We start from the raw sequence: 16,922 nt of genomic DNA on the forward strand, positions 1-16,922 counted from the left end.
TATTTAGCTAATCATGTTAACTTCTCAATGGACCACCCAACCCCAGGTGATGGGTATTATAAATGTCACCCCTGATTCCTTTTCAGATGGAGGACGGTTTAATCAGGTTGATTCAGCTGTTGCTCATGCCCACCAGCTCATTGCAGAGGGTGCTGATATGCTTGATATTGGTGGCGAGTCCACGCGCCCTGGTGCTGACCCTGTCAGTATTGAGGAAGAAATAAACCGGGTATTGCCGGTAGTCTATGCACTGAAAGATTGTGGTGTGCCACTGTCAATTGATACAAGGCATCATGAGTTGATGCAGAGGGTGCTTGATGTAGGCGTGGAGATGATTAATGATGTCACCGCTTTAATTGATCCATTAGCAGTTGACTGTTGTCGTCAAGCGCAGGTCAAGGTGTGCATTATGCACATGCAAGGTGAACCTAATACCATGCAACATCAACCTCACTACACCAATGTGGTTGAGGAGATTTATAGTTTTTTAAATAAGCGTATTGATGAACTTGTTACAGCTGGCATAAATAGAGATAAAATTTATATTGATCCAGGGTTCGGTTTTGGTAAAACAGTAGATCATAATTTAAAGTTATTACAACAACTATCACGTTTTAGAGAGTTAGGTTGTCCTTTGTTAATTGGTGTGTCACGTAAAAGTTTTCTCGGTAAGGTAACAAACACAGAGGTCAATGAGCGTATGCTACCCAGTGTTATCGCTGCTCTCTGGGCGACATTATCTGGTGCGGATATATTGCGTGTACATGATGTAAAACAAACTAAGCAAGCTCTAATAATGTGGCAAGCAATCGCTGAGGGAGAATATCGATAATGGCAAGACGTTACTTTGGTACGGATGGTATTCGCGGACGGGTGGGGCATACCCCTATTACCCCTGATTTTGTATTACGTTTAGGTTTTGCTGCAGGTAAGGTATTAACGCAATCCACCAATACCCACAGTACGCGTCCGCGAGTGATTATCGGTAAAGACACCAGAGTGTCTGGTTATATGTTGGAGTCTGCCTTAGAGGCAGGACTCTCTGCAGCAGGGGTAGATGTGTTGTTGGTGGGGCCAATGCCAACCCCTGCGGTGGCTTACTTGACTAAGGCGCTACGTTTACAGGCCGGTATTATGATTAGCGCCTCGCATAACCCTTATCCTGATAATGGAATTAAATTCTTTTCTGAAGAAGGGGAGAAACTTCCCGATGCGGTTGAGCAGGCCATAGAAGAAGAGTTAGAGCGTCCCATGGTATGCCTTGAGTCTGATTTACTTGGGCGCGTTAAACGTATTGATGATGCGCCTGGCCGCTATATTGAATTTTGTAAAAGCACATTCCCCAGTCAACTTGATTTAAAAGGGATGAAGCTCGTGGTCGATTGTGCTCATGGTGCTACCTATCACGTGGCACCGTGGGTCTTTCATGAACTGGGTGCTGAAGTGATTACAATAGGTAATCAACCTAACGGATTAAATATTAATGACGGGGTAGGGGCTACTGCTCCTCAGTCATTACAACAGCAGGTAATTGAAAATCGAGCTGATTTAGGCATTGCTTTAGATGGCGATGGTGATCGCTTGGTTATGGTTGATCAAGCAGGACGTCTTTATGATGGTGACGAATTATTGTTTGCTATTGTGAAAGATCGCCAGGTACGTCAACAGTTACAAGGTGGGGTGGTTGGCACACTCATGACTAATCTTGCCGTAGAAAATGCGTTTAAAGAATTAGCTATTCCATTCTTTAGAGCCAAAGTAGGAGATCGCTATGTGCTCGAAGCCCTTACGCAACGTGGTTGGTATTATGGTGGTGAAAATTCAGGACACATTCTCTGTTTAGATAAACATACAACAGGTGATGGCATTGTTTCTGCATTACAAGTTTTAGCTGCTCTGAAATATCAACAGTGTTCCTTGTCAGAGTGGTTGGGGTCATTAAGCTTATACCCACAAATATTAATCAATGTACCCACCCCGCAAGGATTTAAATTAACTGATAGTGCTCCTGTATGGACTGTTGTCAAAGAAGCAGAACAAGATCTTCAACAACAAGGAAGAGTACTATTGCGCCCCTCTGGAACAGAGCCTGTAGTAAGAGTAATGGTTGAAGGGCAGGATAAAGGAAAGGTCAGTTATTGGGCAAAACATATCGCCCAGCATGTTATCAATTAAAGCACTCATACCATATCAGGATTGAGTACAGCTCGTAAAACCACCTCGGGGTGATGGTGGCGCTCGCGATAACTGAGCCACCAAATCGCTCCTTTTTTAATACTCCAGTTGTGTTGTTTGCCTGAGAGTAACAGTGACGCCACTTGGCCGAGAGTAGGTTGATGTCCTACCACCACAACGGGTAAAGGAGAGTGTGGCCATTGTGCCGCGCGAATTATATCTTCCGCGTGAGCTCCCACAGCCAGTAAACGATTGGTTTCAATAGTATGATTAAGTGCTTTAGCAGTACTTTGTGTGCGTTTAGCAGGGCTTACTATTAATCTATAATTATTGTCAGATAGAGATTGATTGAGCCATTTGGCCACACGTATTGCCTGATCTTCGCCGCGAGCTGTGAGGGCTCTTAAATGATCGGGTGAACCATCTTCTGCTTCAGCGTGACGCCATAGAATTAAATCCATAATCACCCCTTATTGGTGAATGATAAAATATTAAGATTTATTTGTATCATAACGATTTAGTAAATAGTGATGAACATCAAAACCCTTTCCGCTACGCGGTTGGCGCTGATGATAGGTGCCATTACTATCCATTTGCCAAGCACGTAGATTATCGCGTAAATAAGGTTTAAGCCCTTCGTTTAAAACTCGTTTTTTAATGGTGTTATCGAGTATGGGAACACAGACTTCAATACGTCTGAAAAAGTTTCTTTCCATCCAATCTGCACTCGATATATAAACTGTTTCATCGACATCGTGCTGAAAGTAAAAGATACGATGATGCTCAAGAAAGCGACCAATAATAGAGAACACACGAATATTCTCTGATAGATTTTTTACTCCAGGACGCAATAAACATACCCCACGTACAATTAAATCCACTTTAACCCCTGCTTGAGATGCTTGGTATAACTCTTGAATAATTGACGGTTCGGTGAGCGAATTCATTTTTGCAATGATGTGTGCTTGCCGTCCTGCTTGAGCAATGCTAATTTCTTTTTGTATAGCATGAATAAGCTCTGGGTGGAGCGTGAAGGGTGATTGAAACAAATGTTTTAATGGAGCATGTTTACCTAACCCTGTTATCTGTAAGAACACTTCATTCACATCGCTGGTAATACCCTCATGGGCGGTGAGTAGACCAAAATCAGTATAAATTTTAGTGGTTTTTGAGTGGTAGTTACCCGTACCTAAGTGCACATAGCGTTTGAGTACGCCGTTTTCTCGGCGAATGACTAAAGCCATTTTGGCATGGGTTTTAAAACCATACACACCATACACCACATGTGCTCCAGCTTCTTCTAATTTAGCCGCCCAGTTGATATTAGCCTCTTCATCAAAACGCGCCAAGAGTTCCACCACCACAGTCACTTCTTTACCTTGGTGAGCTGCATCAATCAAGGCTTCAATTAATTCTGAATCAGTCCCTGCTCGATATACCGTTTGTTTGATAGCCAATACCTGTGGGTCTTGTGCCGCTACGGCAATGAAATCAACCACTGAGGAAAACGATTGAAAAGGGTGATGAAGTAATACATCTTTTTTCTTCAGTGACGTAAAGATGTCACTATTTTTACCATTTAATTCCTTGGGATTGTTTTGATTAAAACGTGGGAAACGAAGATCAGGGCGATCCACCATATCAGCCACTTGCATCAAGCGCACTAAATTTACTGGCCCATTAACGCGATATAAATCGCGCTCTGATAACTCAAAAGTATTTAATAGAAATGAGGCCATACTATCAGAGCAGTTTTCTGCTACTTCCAAGCGTACTTCATCACCAAATTGACGATGACTTAACTCTCCTTCAAGAGCTAAACGTAAATTTTTTGCATCCTCTTCTTCTAAAAACAATTCACTGTTACGGGTAACGCGAAATTGATAACAGCCATTCACTGTCATCCCTTGGAAAAGCTCACCCACATTAGCATGTAAAATCGATGATAGAAAAATAAAACCATAAGGACAACCAGCAATTTTTTCTGGCAAACGGATAAAGCGAGGAAGGCTGCGTGGAGCTTGAACAACAGCATGGGTGGCATTACGACCAAAGGCATCCACACCACTTAACTCCACGGCAAAATTCAAACTTTTATTGAGAATACGAGGGAAAGGATGGGCAGGATCTAAGCCAATAGGTGTTAATACGGGGAAAATTTCACGGAAGAAATAGTCTCTTGCCCAGGCTTTTTGCTCCTCTGTCCAGTGTCCACGACGATGAAAACAAATGCCCTCCAGAGCCAGGCGTGGTAAAATAATGTCATTGAGTAGAGCGTATTGTTCATCAATGAGTGCATGTGCTTCTTGGCTGACGAGCTCAAATACTTTTTGTGGTGGTAAGCCATCAGGACCGGAAGTAGTAATACCCTGGTTAATTTGTTGTTTTAAACCAGCGACCCGAATTTCAAAAAATTCATCAAGATTACTACTGACAATACACAGGTAGCGTAATCGTTCCAGCAGCGGCGTATCGTCGCTTTGAGCCATATTTAGCACACGTCGATTAAAAGCCAATAAGCCCAATTCTCGGTTAAGAAACTGTTTTTGAATGGATTGAGGTGAATTTTTCATAAAAGTTTAATAAAAGCTTCACGCTTTAGTAAAAGCAAAGCTACATATTAACGCCATAATTGTGACAAAAGGACGTCATTAATGTTTCAACTTGAAAAAAAATTAGAAATAACCAAGCAACCCCGTTTGGTTTTTCAATATGCCCGCTCCGAAGCTGATATTCGTGCGGCCCAAAAATTACGTTGGCGCGTATTTGCTGACGAAATGGGGGCGAGCTTATCTAGCCCTGAACCTGGCGTGGACATGGACCGTTTTGACGCATTATGCGACCACTTGTTGGCTCGTGACACCAGAACTAATGAAGTGGTGGGGACCTATCGCATTCTTAATGCTCGCCAAGCTGAGCAAGCGGGAGGCTTTTACTCTGATACGGAATTTGATTTATCTCGTCTAGCGCACGTTAGAGATCACGTTATGGAAGTGGGCCGCGCCTGTGTCCATCCTGATTACCGTAGTGGTGCCACCATTGCTGTGTTATGGGCAGGATTAGCCGATTATATTAAGTCTCATCAAGTACAATATTTAATGGGTTGCGCCAGCATCAGTATGATTGATGGTGGATTTGCTGCAGCTAACATTTACCGACAATTAGCAGAACATAATCTCGCTCCAATTGATTGGCGCGTGTTCCCGAAATGCCCTTTACCTTTAGAGCGTTTAGAAAGCGCTTCGGCGGTAAATGCTGAAGTCCCGCCGTTAATTAAAGCTTACTTACGAGTAGGTGCTTATGTGTGTGGTGAGCCGGCTTGGGATCCTGATTTTAATACAGCTGACTGTCTATTGTTATTGCCGACAGCTAATATGGACCACCGCTATTCCCGTCATTTTATGAAGCAATCTGTGACAGAAAAACTTCTGTAGAGGGTTTCAAATAATAGAAAAGTCTATTGATATTTTCCCTTCCCTAAAAGAAGGGATTTTTTTTGGCGTCCTTGTCTTATATCTTTGCTCTGAACGACAGGACTTTCTATACGAATGTGGTAAATAATTATAATCAGGCTTTTTATTTGGTAGACTATGGTTTTTATCTTAAGCGAAGTGAGTTATGTCTCATTCGGTCATTGCTGCCATTGATCTGGGTTCAAATAGTTTTAGACTTGAGGTGGCTCGAGTTGTTAACGGTCAGTTGTATACATTAGATGCACTAAAAGAAACCATACGTTTAGCAGCAGGCTTAAAAGAAGATAAAACACTTGATCATACCTCTCAGCAACGCGCGCTTAACTGTTTAAAACGTTTCTCTGAGCGTATCCGTGGTTTACCAGCAGGAGCGGTGAGAGTGGTGGGCACGAACACACTTCGCGTTGCTAAGAATGCCACACAATTTTTGCGTCAAGCAGAAGCTATCTTAGGTGTACCCATTGAGATAATTGCAGGCCATGAAGAAGCACGATTAATTTACATTGGTGTGTCCCATTTTCTGCCGCGCAGCAATGAAAAACGCTTGGTCGTTGATATCGGTGGAGGATCCACAGAGTTTATTATAGGTCAGCGCTATCGCCCTCTGGTGGTAGAGAGTCTTTATATGGGCTGCGTCACCTATTCGTCGCGTTTTTTTCCTGAGGCTAAAGTCAGCCACAAAGCGTTTAAACAAGCTGAACTTGCTGCAGCAACTGAGTGCCAAGTGTTAAAAAAACAGTTTGGTGGTCATCAGTGGCAAGTGGCAGTGGGCTCCTCAGGTACCGCTAAAGCGCTCACTGAACTATTAGAGCAAAATGGTTTTCCAGCAGGCCTTATCACGAGAAAAGGTCTTGAGTTTCTCAAAGAGCGTTTGATTGCGGCAGGCGATACCTATAATTTAAAGCTTCCTGGTCTTAAAAGTGATCGTATTCCTGTATTAGCCGGCGGTCTTGCCATTATGCTCAGTATTTTTAAAGAGTTAGCAATCACTGAGATGGTGACCACCGATTGTGGTTTACGTGAGGGCGTACTCTATGAAATGTTAGGGCGTATAGAACATCAAGAGGATATTCGCGTCACCACTGTTAATGAATTCGCACAGCGCTACCATACTGACAGTGCTCAAGCTTTACGTGTTAAACAACTGGCCTTAAAACTATTTAAGCAATTGGTTGATAAAGAGAACTATCAGCGCTATGCGCTTTATCTAGGTTGGGCTGCTCAATTACATGAGATTGGTTTATCTATTGCCCATGCCGGATACCATCGTCACGCAGCCTACATTATTGATAATGCCGATATGCCGGGGTTTTCCAAACAAGAACAAGCCATTGTTGGTGGATTATTGCAGGCTCAGCGGGGTAGATTAACCAAGGTTCAACCACGAGTAACTAATGATATTGGGTGGTCAATGATTCTTGCCTTACGCTTAGCGGTACTTATTCATCGTGATCGACGTCAATTATCAGAACCAATCATGAGGCTGTCACCCAATACTAAAGGATATGCTTTAACCATCAGTGCGCGCTGGTTGCAACACAATCCTTTAAGTGCGGCTAATTTGACTATCGAATCTGAGCATTGGAGCGAGCTTGGTAAAAGTCTTGTTGTAAGAAATAAGTAGCGTAATAAGTACGATCGTAATGAAAGTGTAATGATTGAACTGTAACCTACGCCTGAAACATTTATTTTCATTTTTGATTGGAGAGTTTTAACCATGACTAAAACTTTATCTAGACTGATTGTTGCTCTAGGATTTGCGTCACTTGCAGTAAGTGCTTCTGCTGCCAATATTACTGGTGCAGGCGCCACTTTTCCTTACCCCATCTATGCTAAATGGGCTGAAGCGTACAAAGCTAAAACCGGCGTTGGATTGAACTATCAATCTATTGGTTCTGGTGGTGGTATTAAACAAATTGAAGCTAAAACAGTGGATTTTGGTGCATCAGACAAGCCTTTAGAAAAAGCTGATCTAGAAAAGAATGGTTTAATGCAATGGCCAATGGTAATTGGTGGTGTTGTGCCTGTAGTACATTTAAGCAGTGTTAAGCCAGGTCAATTAAAATTATCTGGTGAGTTATTGGCAGATATTTACTTGGGTAATGTTAAAAAATGGAATGACCCTGCTATTGCCGCTTTAAACAAAGGTGTTAGCCTTCCTGATCAAGATATCGTAGTCGTATCCCGTTCCGATGGTTCTGGTACCACATTTAACTTTACCAATTACTTGGTTAAAGTGAGCGATAACTGGAAAACCAAAGTAGGTAGCAGTACTTCTGTTAAATGGCCTGTTGGTATTAGCGGTAAAGGTAATGAAGGTGTTGCCTCTTACGTGAAACAACAAGATGGATCTATTGGTTATGTTGAATACGCCTATGCTCTGCAAAATAAAATGACTTATGTATTGATGAAAAATAAGTCAGGTCATTTTGTAGCACCTGAGAGTAAGACTTTTGCTGCTGCTGCAGCTAACGCTCACTGGGTTGCTGAAGAGGGTTTTCATGAGATCTTAACCGATGAGCCTGGTGCTGATTCTTGGCCAATTACTGCTGCCACATTTATCTTGATGCATAAAGAGCAAGAAAAGCCTGACAATGCAAAAGCAGCGCTTAAATTCTTTAATTGGGCTTATAATAATGGGTCTAAAGCAGCACTTGAATTAGATTACATTCCTATGCCTAAGGCTGTTGTAAAACAGGTTGAAGAAACTTGGAAAAACATTAAAGATACGTCTGGTAAGTCAGTTTACTAATGTGGTATCAAATCTGAGGCAGTGTTGTGATTGTTAATCCTAATAAATAATTAATGTAGTTACTATTACAGATGAGCACTCAAGAGCCTCAATTATCTCAAGTCAACCGCTCCTCTAAGGAGCGGTTGTATCGCTTAGGGGATGTGTTTTTTGAAAACATAACCCGCTTTTTTGCTCTACTAGTATTGTTAATATTAGCGGCTATTTTAGTGTCTTTAGTTATATCCAGTATGCCTTCTATTAAGGCATTTGGAATTGGTTTTCTTTTTTCTGACGATTGGGATCCTGTTCAGGAAAAATTCGGTGCTTTAGTGCAAATCTACGGCACCTTAGTGAGTTCTTTCATTGCCCTAATTATTGCCTTACCAATTAGCTTTGGTATTTCTATTTTTCTGACAGAGATGTCTCCTAAATGGTTACGACGTCCCTTGGGAACTGCCATTGAATTATTGGCAGCCATTCCTAGTATTATTTACGGTATGTGGGGTTTATTTGTATTTGCCCCCATTTTCCAGAAAACAGCTCAACCCTTTTTAAAAGAAACCATTGGTCATATCCCTGGCTTATCGTTTTTATTCTCTGGTCCGCCCATGGGTATTGGTATGCTGGCAGCAGGAATTATTCTGGCCATTATGATTATTCCTTTTATTACCGCGGTGATGCGCGATGTGTTTGAGTTGGTTCCTATTGTGTTAAAAGAATCTGCTTATGGATTAGGCTCAACCACGTGGGAAGTCGTGTGGCGTGTAGTTCTTCCTTATACCCGTGCAGGGGTGGTTGGTGGTGTGATGCTAGGCTTAGGGCGTGCTCTTGGTGAGACCATGGCGGTGACCTTTGTGATTGGTAATGCCCAGCGTTTACAGACCTCTCTCTTGGCCCCTGGTAACAGTATTGCTTCATCGCTTGCTAATGAATTTCAGGAGGCAGTGGGGACGCTTTATACTTCCTCGTTAATCGAGTTAGGATTGATTTTGTTTTTCATCACCACCTTGGTGTTAGCACTGGCTAAATGGATGCTGTTGCGCATGAACCGTTTAGAAGGGACAAAGAGCTAATATGCAAAAACATTTAAGTAGAGAATCAAGAGCAATTTATCGTCGCCGACGCTATATCAATAACTTTAATATGATTGGCTCAGCCTTTGGTATGGCCTTTGGCTTATTTTGGTTATTTTGGATTTTAGCCACTCTTTTTGTGAAGGGAATTGATGCTATAAATTGGCAGATGTTTGCAGCGTCCACCCCGCCTCCAGGAAGTGATGGTGGACTATTTAATGCCATAGTGGGTAGTCTTCTTATGGCAGGTTTGGGTACTGTAGTGGGCACTCCCATTGGCATACTTGCTGGTACCTATTTATCTGAGTATGGTCGCAACAATTGGTTATCCTCTGCAACGCGCTTTATTAATGATATTTTATTGAGTGCCCCATCTATCGTTCTTGGTTTATTTGTTTACTCAGTTTATGTTGCCAAAACAGGCCATTTCTCAGGTTATGCTGGTGGACTTGCGCTGTCTCTAATAGTTATTCCTGTGGTGGTTAGAACCACTGATGACATGTTGAAATTAGTGCCCGATAGTCTACGAGAAGCCGCGATTGCTTTGGGTGCCCCTAAATGGAAGATGATCACTATGGTATCTTATCGGGCTGCCAGAGCCGGGATTGCGACAGGGGTATTGTTAGCGGTCGCTCGTATTAGTGGAGAGACTGCGCCGCTTCTTTTTACGGCACTTAATAACCAGTTTTTCTCGTTAAATATGAATGAGCCCATGGCTAACTTACCTGTGGTTATATTTCAGTTTGCCATGAGTCCCTATGAGGATTGGCATCGCCTAGCTTGGGGTGGGGCGATTTTGATTACATTCAGCGTGTTATTATTAAACGTTTTGGCGCGTGTTTTTTTCCGTCAAAAGAATAATGGATAGTTTTTAAATAGGTGTCATGATGACTGAACAGCATATGGGTTCGAAATTACGTATTTCTGTGAGAAATCTTAATTTCTATTATGGTAAATTTCATGCCATAAAGAATGTCTCTATGGACATTCAATCCAATAAAGTGACCGCGTTTATCGGGCCCTCTGGTTGCGGTAAATCAACTCTATTGAGAACCTTTAATCGTTTACATGAGTTATATCCACAAAATCGTGCCACAGGCGAAATTTTGCTTGATGGAAAAAATGTATTAAATAGCCGTAGTGATCCTACTTTGTTGCGTGCTCGTGTGGGTATGGTGTTTCAAAAACCAACCCCCTTTCCCATGTCCATTTATGACAATATTGCTTTTGGCGTAAAACTCTACGAGAGATTATCCAAGGCTGAAATGGATGAGCGTATTGAATGGGCTTTGACTAAGGCTGCGTTATGGAAAGAAGTAAAAGATAAACTCCACCAAAGTGGTTATGGATTATCCGGTGGACAGCAACAGCGTTTATGTATTGCCCGTTGTATTGCCATTAAACCTGAGGTGATTTTGCTTGATGAACCCACCTCAGCGTTGGACCCCATATCAACAGCTCATATTGAAGAATTGCTAGATGACCTCAAAACAGATTACACTGTAGTGATTGTGACACACAATATGCAGCAGGCTGCACGGGTGTCCGATTACACAGCTTATATGTACTTGGGCGAGCTCATTGAGTTTGATGAGACCGATAAAATATTTACAAAACCCAATCAAAAAGCGACAGAAGATTACATTACCGGAAAGTTTGGATAAATTATTGGCATAAAGGGGAGAGTATGCGCAAGAAGCTGGTGGCTGGGAATTGGAAAATGAATGGTTCCCTAAAAGAAAACGAAGCGCTACTAAAAACCCTAGTCCAACGCCAGCTTCAATTTAATCAGCTACAAACCGCTGTCATTCCGCCTTTTCCCTATCTTAGTCAAACGCAACAACAGTTACATACCAGTACAATCCTGTGGGGTGCTCAAGATGTTAGTGTTGAGAGTAAAGCAGGAGCCTTTACAGGGGAAGTATCGGCATCTATGTTACTTGATTTTGGTTGCCATTTCGTTATTGTTGGTCATTCCGAACGACGTCAACGCCATCAAGAAACCGATCAAGTGGTTGCTCTGAAGGCCAAGGTATGCATCGAAAATGGCTTAAGACCAATTGTCTGTATTGGCGAAAGTTTAGGGGAGCGTGAAAAAGGTGAAACCTTATCGGTATTATATCGTCAAATTGATGCAGTTTTAAATGCTTTGGATGTTGACCATATTCAACGCTTAGTATTGGCTTATGAGCCTATATGGGCAATTGGCACAGGAAAAAGCGCTACCATAGAACAGGTCCAAGAAGTGCACCAGGCCTTACGTCAGAGAGTGGCGGCAGTGGATTGGGTGGCAGCTTCTGCATTAAATATTCTCTATGGTGGTAGCGTGAAACCCGCGAACGCGTTAGAATTAATGTCCTTGCCAGATGTTGATGGTGCATTAGTAGGTGGAGCGTCTCTCGTGGCAGAGGATTTTATGGCGATTATTCAAGCTGCAGCCGTGAGTGCTGCAGGGTAATAGGAAAAGGTTATGTTGCATACATTAGTCTGGGTTGTCCATGTTTTAGCGGCAGTCGGCGTCATTGGTTTAGTATTGATTCAGCACGGTAAAGGTGCTGATTTAGGTGCCGCTTTCGGTAGTGGTTCAGCAGGTGGGTTATTTGGTGCCTCAGGTGCTGGTAACTTCTTAAGCCGCTCAACAGCTATTCTAGCAGCCATTTTTTTTGCAACAAGTTTGTTGTTAACGTGGTTCTCGGGGCATAGCTCAGGAGCGACCAGTGTCATGCAGCAAACCACGATAACGCAGCCGGTGGCGCCAAAAGTGGCACCTGTTGCGCCGTCAGTTTCGGACTCTAAATCCTCTGAAATTCCGAAATAAGGTTAACTAAATCATACGCAAAACGTATGGAATGATAAAAATAATGCCGATGTGGTGAAATTGGTAGACACGCCGTCTTGAGGGGGCGGTGGCGAAAGCCGTAGCAGTTCGAGTCTGCTCATCGGCACCATTACGAGGAGTTAATGTAGGTGATGGTGCAAAATTATTTGCCTGTGTTGTTGTTTATTTTAGTAGGCCTCGTAATCGGCGTATTGCCTCCCTTTTTAGGTAGGCTGTTGGCCCCTAGTCGTCCTGACGAAGCAAAAAATTCTCCGTATGAGTGCGGGTTTGAGGCCTTCGAAGATGCGCGTATGCGTTTTGACGTTCGCTATTATCTCGTTGCTATCTTGTTTATCTTATTTGATTTAGAAATCGCTTTTCTATTTCCTTGGGCCATTGTCGTCAAGGATATTGGTTGGTTTGGTTTTATCGCAATGATGATATTCCTACTCATTTTAGTAGTTGGTTTTGTCTACGAGTGGGTGAAAGGCGCCCTGGAGTGGGAATAAACGTTCAGTAAATTAGGAGGCGTAGTGTTATGGCTCTAGAAGGGGTATTAAAAGAAGGCTTTGTGACAACCAGCCTTGATACCATTATCAATTGGACTCGTACTGGTTCCTTATGGCCAATGACGTTTGGCTTGGCCTGTTGTGCTGTGGAAATGATGCATGCTGGTGCTTCGCGCTATGACTTGGATCGTTTTGGTGTGGTGTTTAGACCTAGCCCACGACAGTCTGACTTAATGATTGTTGCGGGGACTCTGTGTAATAAAATGGCACCTGCTTTACGTAAAGTCTATGATCAGATGGCAGAGCCACGCTGGGTGCTCTCTATGGGATCCTGCGCCAATGGCGGTGGTTATTACCATTACTCATATTCCGTTGTGCGCGGCTGTGACCGTATTGTTCCTGTGGATGTCTATGTACCTGGTTGCCCCCCCACAGCTGAAGCGTTGCTCTATGGTGTTATTCAGTTACAACAAAAAATCCGTCGTACTACAACTATTGCGCGTGCAGCCTAACTTATGATGAATGAACGTTTAGAACAGTTGCAAGCAGCATTCAATGAGCGCTTTGGTGATGCCATTGATCACGCGGTTATTCGTTTGCGTGAATTAACTATTGAAGTTAAGGCAGAAGCTTGGTTTAGCGTTGCTCAAGCTCTGCGAGATGAGTTTCATTTTGAGCAGTTGATTGATTTGTGCGGTGTTGATTACATGACCTATCAAGACCGTGAAAGCGGACCGCGCTTTGCTGTGGTTAGTCATTTACTGTCTGTGAAAAACAACCAACGTCTACGCGTTCGTGTGTTTGCCGAGGACGACAGTCTGCCTGTTTTGTCGTCTGTGGAATCCATTTGGTCATCGGCTAATTGGATGGAGCGTGAGGCCTTTGATTTGTTTGGCATTATTTTTGAAGGACATCCTGATTTACGTCGTTTGCTCACTGATTACGGCTTTGTGGGGCATCCATTCAGAAAAGATTTTCCGATATCAGGCTATGTAGAAATGCGTTACGACGAACACCAAAAACGCGTGGTATACCAACCGCTTACATTGGTACCTCGTGAAGTGGTGCCACGTATTACTCGTCCAGAAAATTATGGGGATACAGAACACCATGGCTGAGATTAGAAATTACACCATGAATTTTGGTCCGCAACACCCTGCGGCACACGGCGTATTACGTCTTGTATTAGAGCTTGATGGTGAAGTGATTGAGCGTGCTGATCCACACATTGGCTTATTGCATCGTGCCACAGAAAAGTTAGCAGAAACCCGTACTTACTTGCAAACTGTGCCTTACATGGATCGACTCGATTATGTATCGATGATGTGTAATGAGCATGGTTATGTCATGGCCTTAGAGAAATTATTGCAAATTGACGTGCCAGTTCGTGCGCAATACATACGAGTTATGTTTGATGAGATCACTCGTATTCTTAACCACCTGTTGTGGTTGGGAGCGCATGCACTGGACGTGGGCGCCATGACAGTTTTTTTATATGCGTTTCGTGAGCGTGAGGACTTGATGGATTGCTATGAGGCAGTCTCAGGTGCCAGGATGCATGCTGCCTACTATCGCCCTGGTGGGGTATACCGTGATCTTCCTGATCGTATGCCGCAGCATTTGGCCAACAAAGGTGGACGCAGTGATGCCAAGGCTCGTTCTTTAAATGCTGGACGGCAAGGCTCTATGCTGGATTTCATTGAGGATTTTACTGTTCGTTTTCCAGCTCTTGTGGATGAGTATGAAACGCTGTTAACTGATAACCGTATTTGGAAGCAAAGGACTGTGGGTATTGGGGTGGTCAGCCCCGAGCGCGCTTTAAGTATGGGTTTTACAGGTCCCATGATAAGAGGCTCAGGTATCGCTTGGGATTTACGTAAAAAGCAACCCTATGAAGTATACGCGGATTTAGATTTTGATATTCCCATAGGCGTAAATGGTGATTGTTATGATCGCTATTTAGTGCGTATTGAAGAAATGCGTCAGTCTAATCGAATCATCAAACAGTGTATTACGTGGCTTCGTAATAACCCAGGACCAGTTATTACAGACAATCATAAAGTGGCGCCACCTACACGTACTGATATGAAAACCAACATGGAAGAGTTAATTCACCATTTCAAACTCTTTACTGAGGGCATGCATATTCCTGCAGGTGAAGCCTTAGCTAGTGTGGAAGCACCCAAGGGTGAGTTTTCTATTTACATGATTTCAGATGGGGCAAATAAACCCTATCGGTTAAAGATTCGTGCACCGGGTTATGCGCACTTGTCTGGTTTGGATGAGATGACAAGAGGGCACATGATTGCTGATTTGGTAGCTATCATTGGTACACAAGATATTGTATTTGGGGAGATTGACCGTTGAGCTTATTATCCAAAGAATCCCTCGAGAAAATTGATCACGAGATTCGTAAGTATCCAGCGGATCAAAAACAGTCTGCTGTGATGTCTGCGCTACGTATTGCTCAAGAACAGCATGGTTGGTTATCTAATGACGTCATGGATAGTGTGGCGCAGTATTTGGGTATGCCCTCCGTTGCTGTGTATGAAGTGGCAACCTTCTATGAAATGTATAACACCAAGCCCATGGGTAAGTACAAATTGACTTTATGTACCAATTTACCCTGTGCTCTATCTGGTGCTGACGCCATTTGTAAAAAATTAAAAGAACGGTTGGGTATTGATTTTAATGAAGTCACTGAGGACGGTATGTTTAGTCTTAAGGAAGGGCAATGTTTTGGGGCGTGCGGTGATGCCCCAGTATTGTTGGTGAATAACCACGATATGCGTTCCTTTGTTACAGAAGAAAAGTTAGACGAATTGTTGAAGGAGTTAAAGTCATGACCGGTGCGATATTAGGGCAACTCGGTGACGACAGAGAGCACACTTGGCATTTACATGATTATGTAAAGCGTGGTGGCTATGAGGCACTGAAAAAAGTACTCAGTGGTATGAGTCCTGAGGCCGTTATTGATGAAGTGAAAAAATCAGGGTTACGAGGTCGTGGTGGGGCAGGTTTCCCAACCGGCACCAAATGGACCTTTATGCCCAAAGAAGTCAGTGGCGAGCGCTATGTGGTATGTAATTCCGATGAAGGTGAGCCTGGTACATTTAAAGACCGTGATATTTTGCGCTATAACCCGCACGCCGTTATTGAAGGAATGATTATTGCTGGTTTTGCAATGCGGGCAACGCGTGGTTATAACTATATCCATGGCGAGATTTGGTCGGTCTACGAGCGTTGTGAAGAAGCCATTGCTGAAGCTAGAGCAGCTGGGTTCTTAGGTAACAATATTTTAGGTAGTGATTTTTCTTTTGAATTATTTAACCACCATGGTTATGGGGCTTATATTTGCGGTGAAGAAACAGCTTTATTAGAGTCGTTAGAAGGAAAAAAAGGACAACCTCGCTACAAACCACCTTTCCCGGCCACCTACGGTTTATATGGTCGACCAACAACCATCAATAACACAGAAACCTTTGCTAATGTCCCCTGGATTATTCGTGAAGGGGGCGAGGCTTTTTTAGCTATGGGTCGCCCTAACAATGGTGGTACAAAAATTTTCTCAGTCTCAGGGCACGTGAATCGTCCTGGTAATTATGAAGTACCGCTTGGTACTCCTTTTGCAAAGCTACTGGATATGGCTGGCGGCATGAGAGGGGGACGTAAGATTAAAGCTGTGATTCCAGGTGGTTCCTCTATGCCGGTTATTCCAGGACAAATTATGATGGAAACAGACATGGATTATGACTCCATAGCCAAGGCAGGTTCAATGTTGGGCTCAGGGGCTGTGATTGTCATGGATGAGACCACCTGTATGGTGCGTGCATTAGAGAGATTATCTTATTTTTATCACGAAGAATCCTGTGGTCAATGTACTCCCTGTCGCGAGGGCACAGGATGGTTGTACCGTGTTGTTCACCGTATTGAAAAAGGTGAAGGGCGTGGTGAGGATCTCGATTTGCTGTTATCGCTATGTAATAACATTCAAGGACGAACTATTTGTGCTCTGGGTGATGCGGCAGCGATGCCTGTACGTGCATTTATTACCCATTATCGTGATGAGTTTGAATACCACGTCACACACAAGCGCTGCCTTGTGGGTGCTGATCACGTTTCTGAGAAGGCGGCGTAAAC

The 16,922-nt window shown here is 43.2% G+C and carries 18 protein-coding genes and 1 tRNA gene; 17 read left to right on the top strand and 2 right to left on the bottom strand.

What is annotated here, in order from left to right:
* The first annotated feature begins 13 nt into the window (after positions 1-13).
* Entirely contained in the window at positions 14-832 is an 819-nt protein-coding gene (gene folP, locus FV185_RS00560; protein WP_067492567.1) for a dihydropteroate synthase, read from the top strand.
* Complete coding sequence (glmM, locus tag FV185_RS00565; RefSeq protein ID WP_067492569.1) at positions 832-2,175, top strand: phosphoglucosamine mutase; 1,344 nt, start codon at positions 832-834, stop codon at positions 2,173-2,175. Before folP ends, glmM begins: the two co-directional genes overlap by 1 nt.
* Before the next feature lie 5 nt (positions 2,176-2,180).
* On the opposite strand, the gene FV185_RS00570 is transcribed toward glmM, so the two are convergent.
* Both FV185_RS00570 and ppk1 read right to left on the bottom strand, forming a co-directional pair.
* Complete coding sequence (locus FV185_RS00570; protein ID WP_067492571.1) at positions 2,181-2,636, bottom strand: SixA phosphatase family protein; 456 nt, start codon at positions 2,634-2,636, stop codon at positions 2,181-2,183.
* 30 nt (positions 2,637-2,666) lie between these two features.
* On the bottom strand, positions 2,667-4,748 hold the full coding sequence (gene ppk1 / locus FV185_RS00575; RefSeq protein WP_067492573.1) for a polyphosphate kinase 1: 2,082 nt from the start codon (positions 4,746-4,748) through the stop codon (positions 2,667-2,669).
* An 81-nt stretch (positions 4,749-4,829) separates the two neighbouring features.
* Here ppk1 and FV185_RS00580 point away from each other — a divergent pair, with 81 nt between their 5' ends.
* From FV185_RS00580 to nuoF, 15 genes are all read left to right on the top strand, one after another.
* Complete coding sequence (locus FV185_RS00580) at positions 4,830-5,609, top strand: GNAT family N-acetyltransferase (RefSeq protein WP_067492575.1); 780 nt, start codon at positions 4,830-4,832, stop codon at positions 5,607-5,609.
* A gap of 184 nt (positions 5,610-5,793) precedes the next feature.
* Positions 5,794-7,272 (top strand): exopolyphosphatase, encoded by a 1,479-nt coding sequence (ppx, locus tag FV185_RS00585; protein WP_067492577.1) that lies wholly within the window; start codon positions 5,794-5,796, stop codon positions 7,270-7,272.
* Positions 7,273-7,365: 93 nt separating this feature from the next.
* Complete coding sequence (pstS, locus tag FV185_RS00590) at positions 7,366-8,400, top strand: phosphate ABC transporter substrate-binding protein PstS (RefSeq protein WP_067492579.1); 1,035 nt, start codon at positions 7,366-7,368, stop codon at positions 8,398-8,400.
* 71 nt (positions 8,401-8,471) lie between these two features.
* Positions 8,472-9,455: a phosphate ABC transporter permease subunit PstC gene (gene pstC, locus FV185_RS00595; protein WP_082786963.1), complete on the top strand. Its 984-nt coding sequence runs from the start codon at positions 8,472-8,474 to the stop codon at positions 9,453-9,455.
* A 1-nt stretch (position 9,456) separates the two neighbouring features.
* Entirely contained in the window at positions 9,457-10,323 is an 867-nt protein-coding gene (pstA, locus tag FV185_RS00600; RefSeq protein WP_067492581.1) for a phosphate ABC transporter permease PstA, read from the top strand.
* A 19-nt stretch (positions 10,324-10,342) separates the two neighbouring features.
* Positions 10,343-11,119 carry a phosphate ABC transporter ATP-binding protein PstB gene (gene pstB / locus FV185_RS00605; protein WP_067492583.1) on the top strand — a complete coding sequence of 259 codons (777 nt, stop codon included), beginning with the start codon at positions 10,343-10,345 and terminating at the stop codon, positions 11,117-11,119.
* 23 nt (positions 11,120-11,142) lie between these two features.
* Entirely contained in the window at positions 11,143-11,913 is a 771-nt protein-coding gene (gene tpiA / locus FV185_RS00610) for a triose-phosphate isomerase (protein ID WP_067492585.1), read from the top strand.
* A 15-nt stretch (positions 11,914-11,928) separates the two neighbouring features.
* Positions 11,929-12,273 (top strand): preprotein translocase subunit SecG, encoded by a 345-nt coding sequence (gene secG, locus FV185_RS00615; protein ID WP_420710394.1) that lies wholly within the window; start codon positions 11,929-11,931, stop codon positions 12,271-12,273.
* Between the two features lie 45 nt (positions 12,274-12,318).
* Positions 12,319-12,403 (top strand) — tRNA-Leu (locus FV185_RS00620).
* A gap of 22 nt (positions 12,404-12,425) precedes the next feature.
* Positions 12,426-12,782 carry an NADH-quinone oxidoreductase subunit A gene (locus FV185_RS00625; RefSeq protein ID WP_067492588.1) on the top strand — a complete coding sequence of 119 codons (357 nt, stop codon included), beginning with the start codon at positions 12,426-12,428 and terminating at the stop codon, positions 12,780-12,782.
* Positions 12,783-12,811: 29 nt separating this feature from the next.
* Positions 12,812-13,294 (top strand): NuoB/complex I 20 kDa subunit family protein, encoded by a 483-nt coding sequence (locus FV185_RS00630; protein WP_067492590.1) that lies wholly within the window; start codon positions 12,812-12,814, stop codon positions 13,292-13,294.
* A gap of 6 nt (positions 13,295-13,300) precedes the next feature.
* On the top strand, positions 13,301-13,900 hold the full coding sequence (locus FV185_RS00635; protein WP_067492592.1) for an NADH-quinone oxidoreductase subunit C: 600 nt from the start codon (positions 13,301-13,303) through the stop codon (positions 13,898-13,900).
* Entirely contained in the window at positions 13,893-15,149 is a 1,257-nt protein-coding gene (locus FV185_RS00640; RefSeq protein ID WP_067492594.1) for an NADH-quinone oxidoreductase subunit D, read from the top strand. Before FV185_RS00635 ends, FV185_RS00640 begins: the two co-directional genes overlap by 8 nt.
* Complete coding sequence (gene nuoE / locus FV185_RS00645) at positions 15,146-15,628, top strand: NADH-quinone oxidoreductase subunit NuoE (RefSeq protein ID WP_067492596.1); 483 nt, start codon at positions 15,146-15,148, stop codon at positions 15,626-15,628. The genes FV185_RS00640 and nuoE overlap by 4 nt, the downstream gene beginning before the upstream one ends.
* Positions 15,625-16,920, top strand: coding sequence for an NADH-quinone oxidoreductase subunit NuoF (gene nuoF, locus FV185_RS00650; RefSeq protein ID WP_067492598.1), 1,296 nt, complete (start codon positions 15,625-15,627; stop codon positions 16,918-16,920). Before nuoE ends, nuoF begins: the two co-directional genes overlap by 4 nt.
* Positions 16,921-16,922 lie beyond the last annotated feature (2 nt).

The organism is Ferrovum sp. PN-J185 (genome assembly GCF_001581925.1).
Lineage (GTDB): Bacteria > Pseudomonadota > Gammaproteobacteria > Burkholderiales > Ferrovaceae > PN-J185.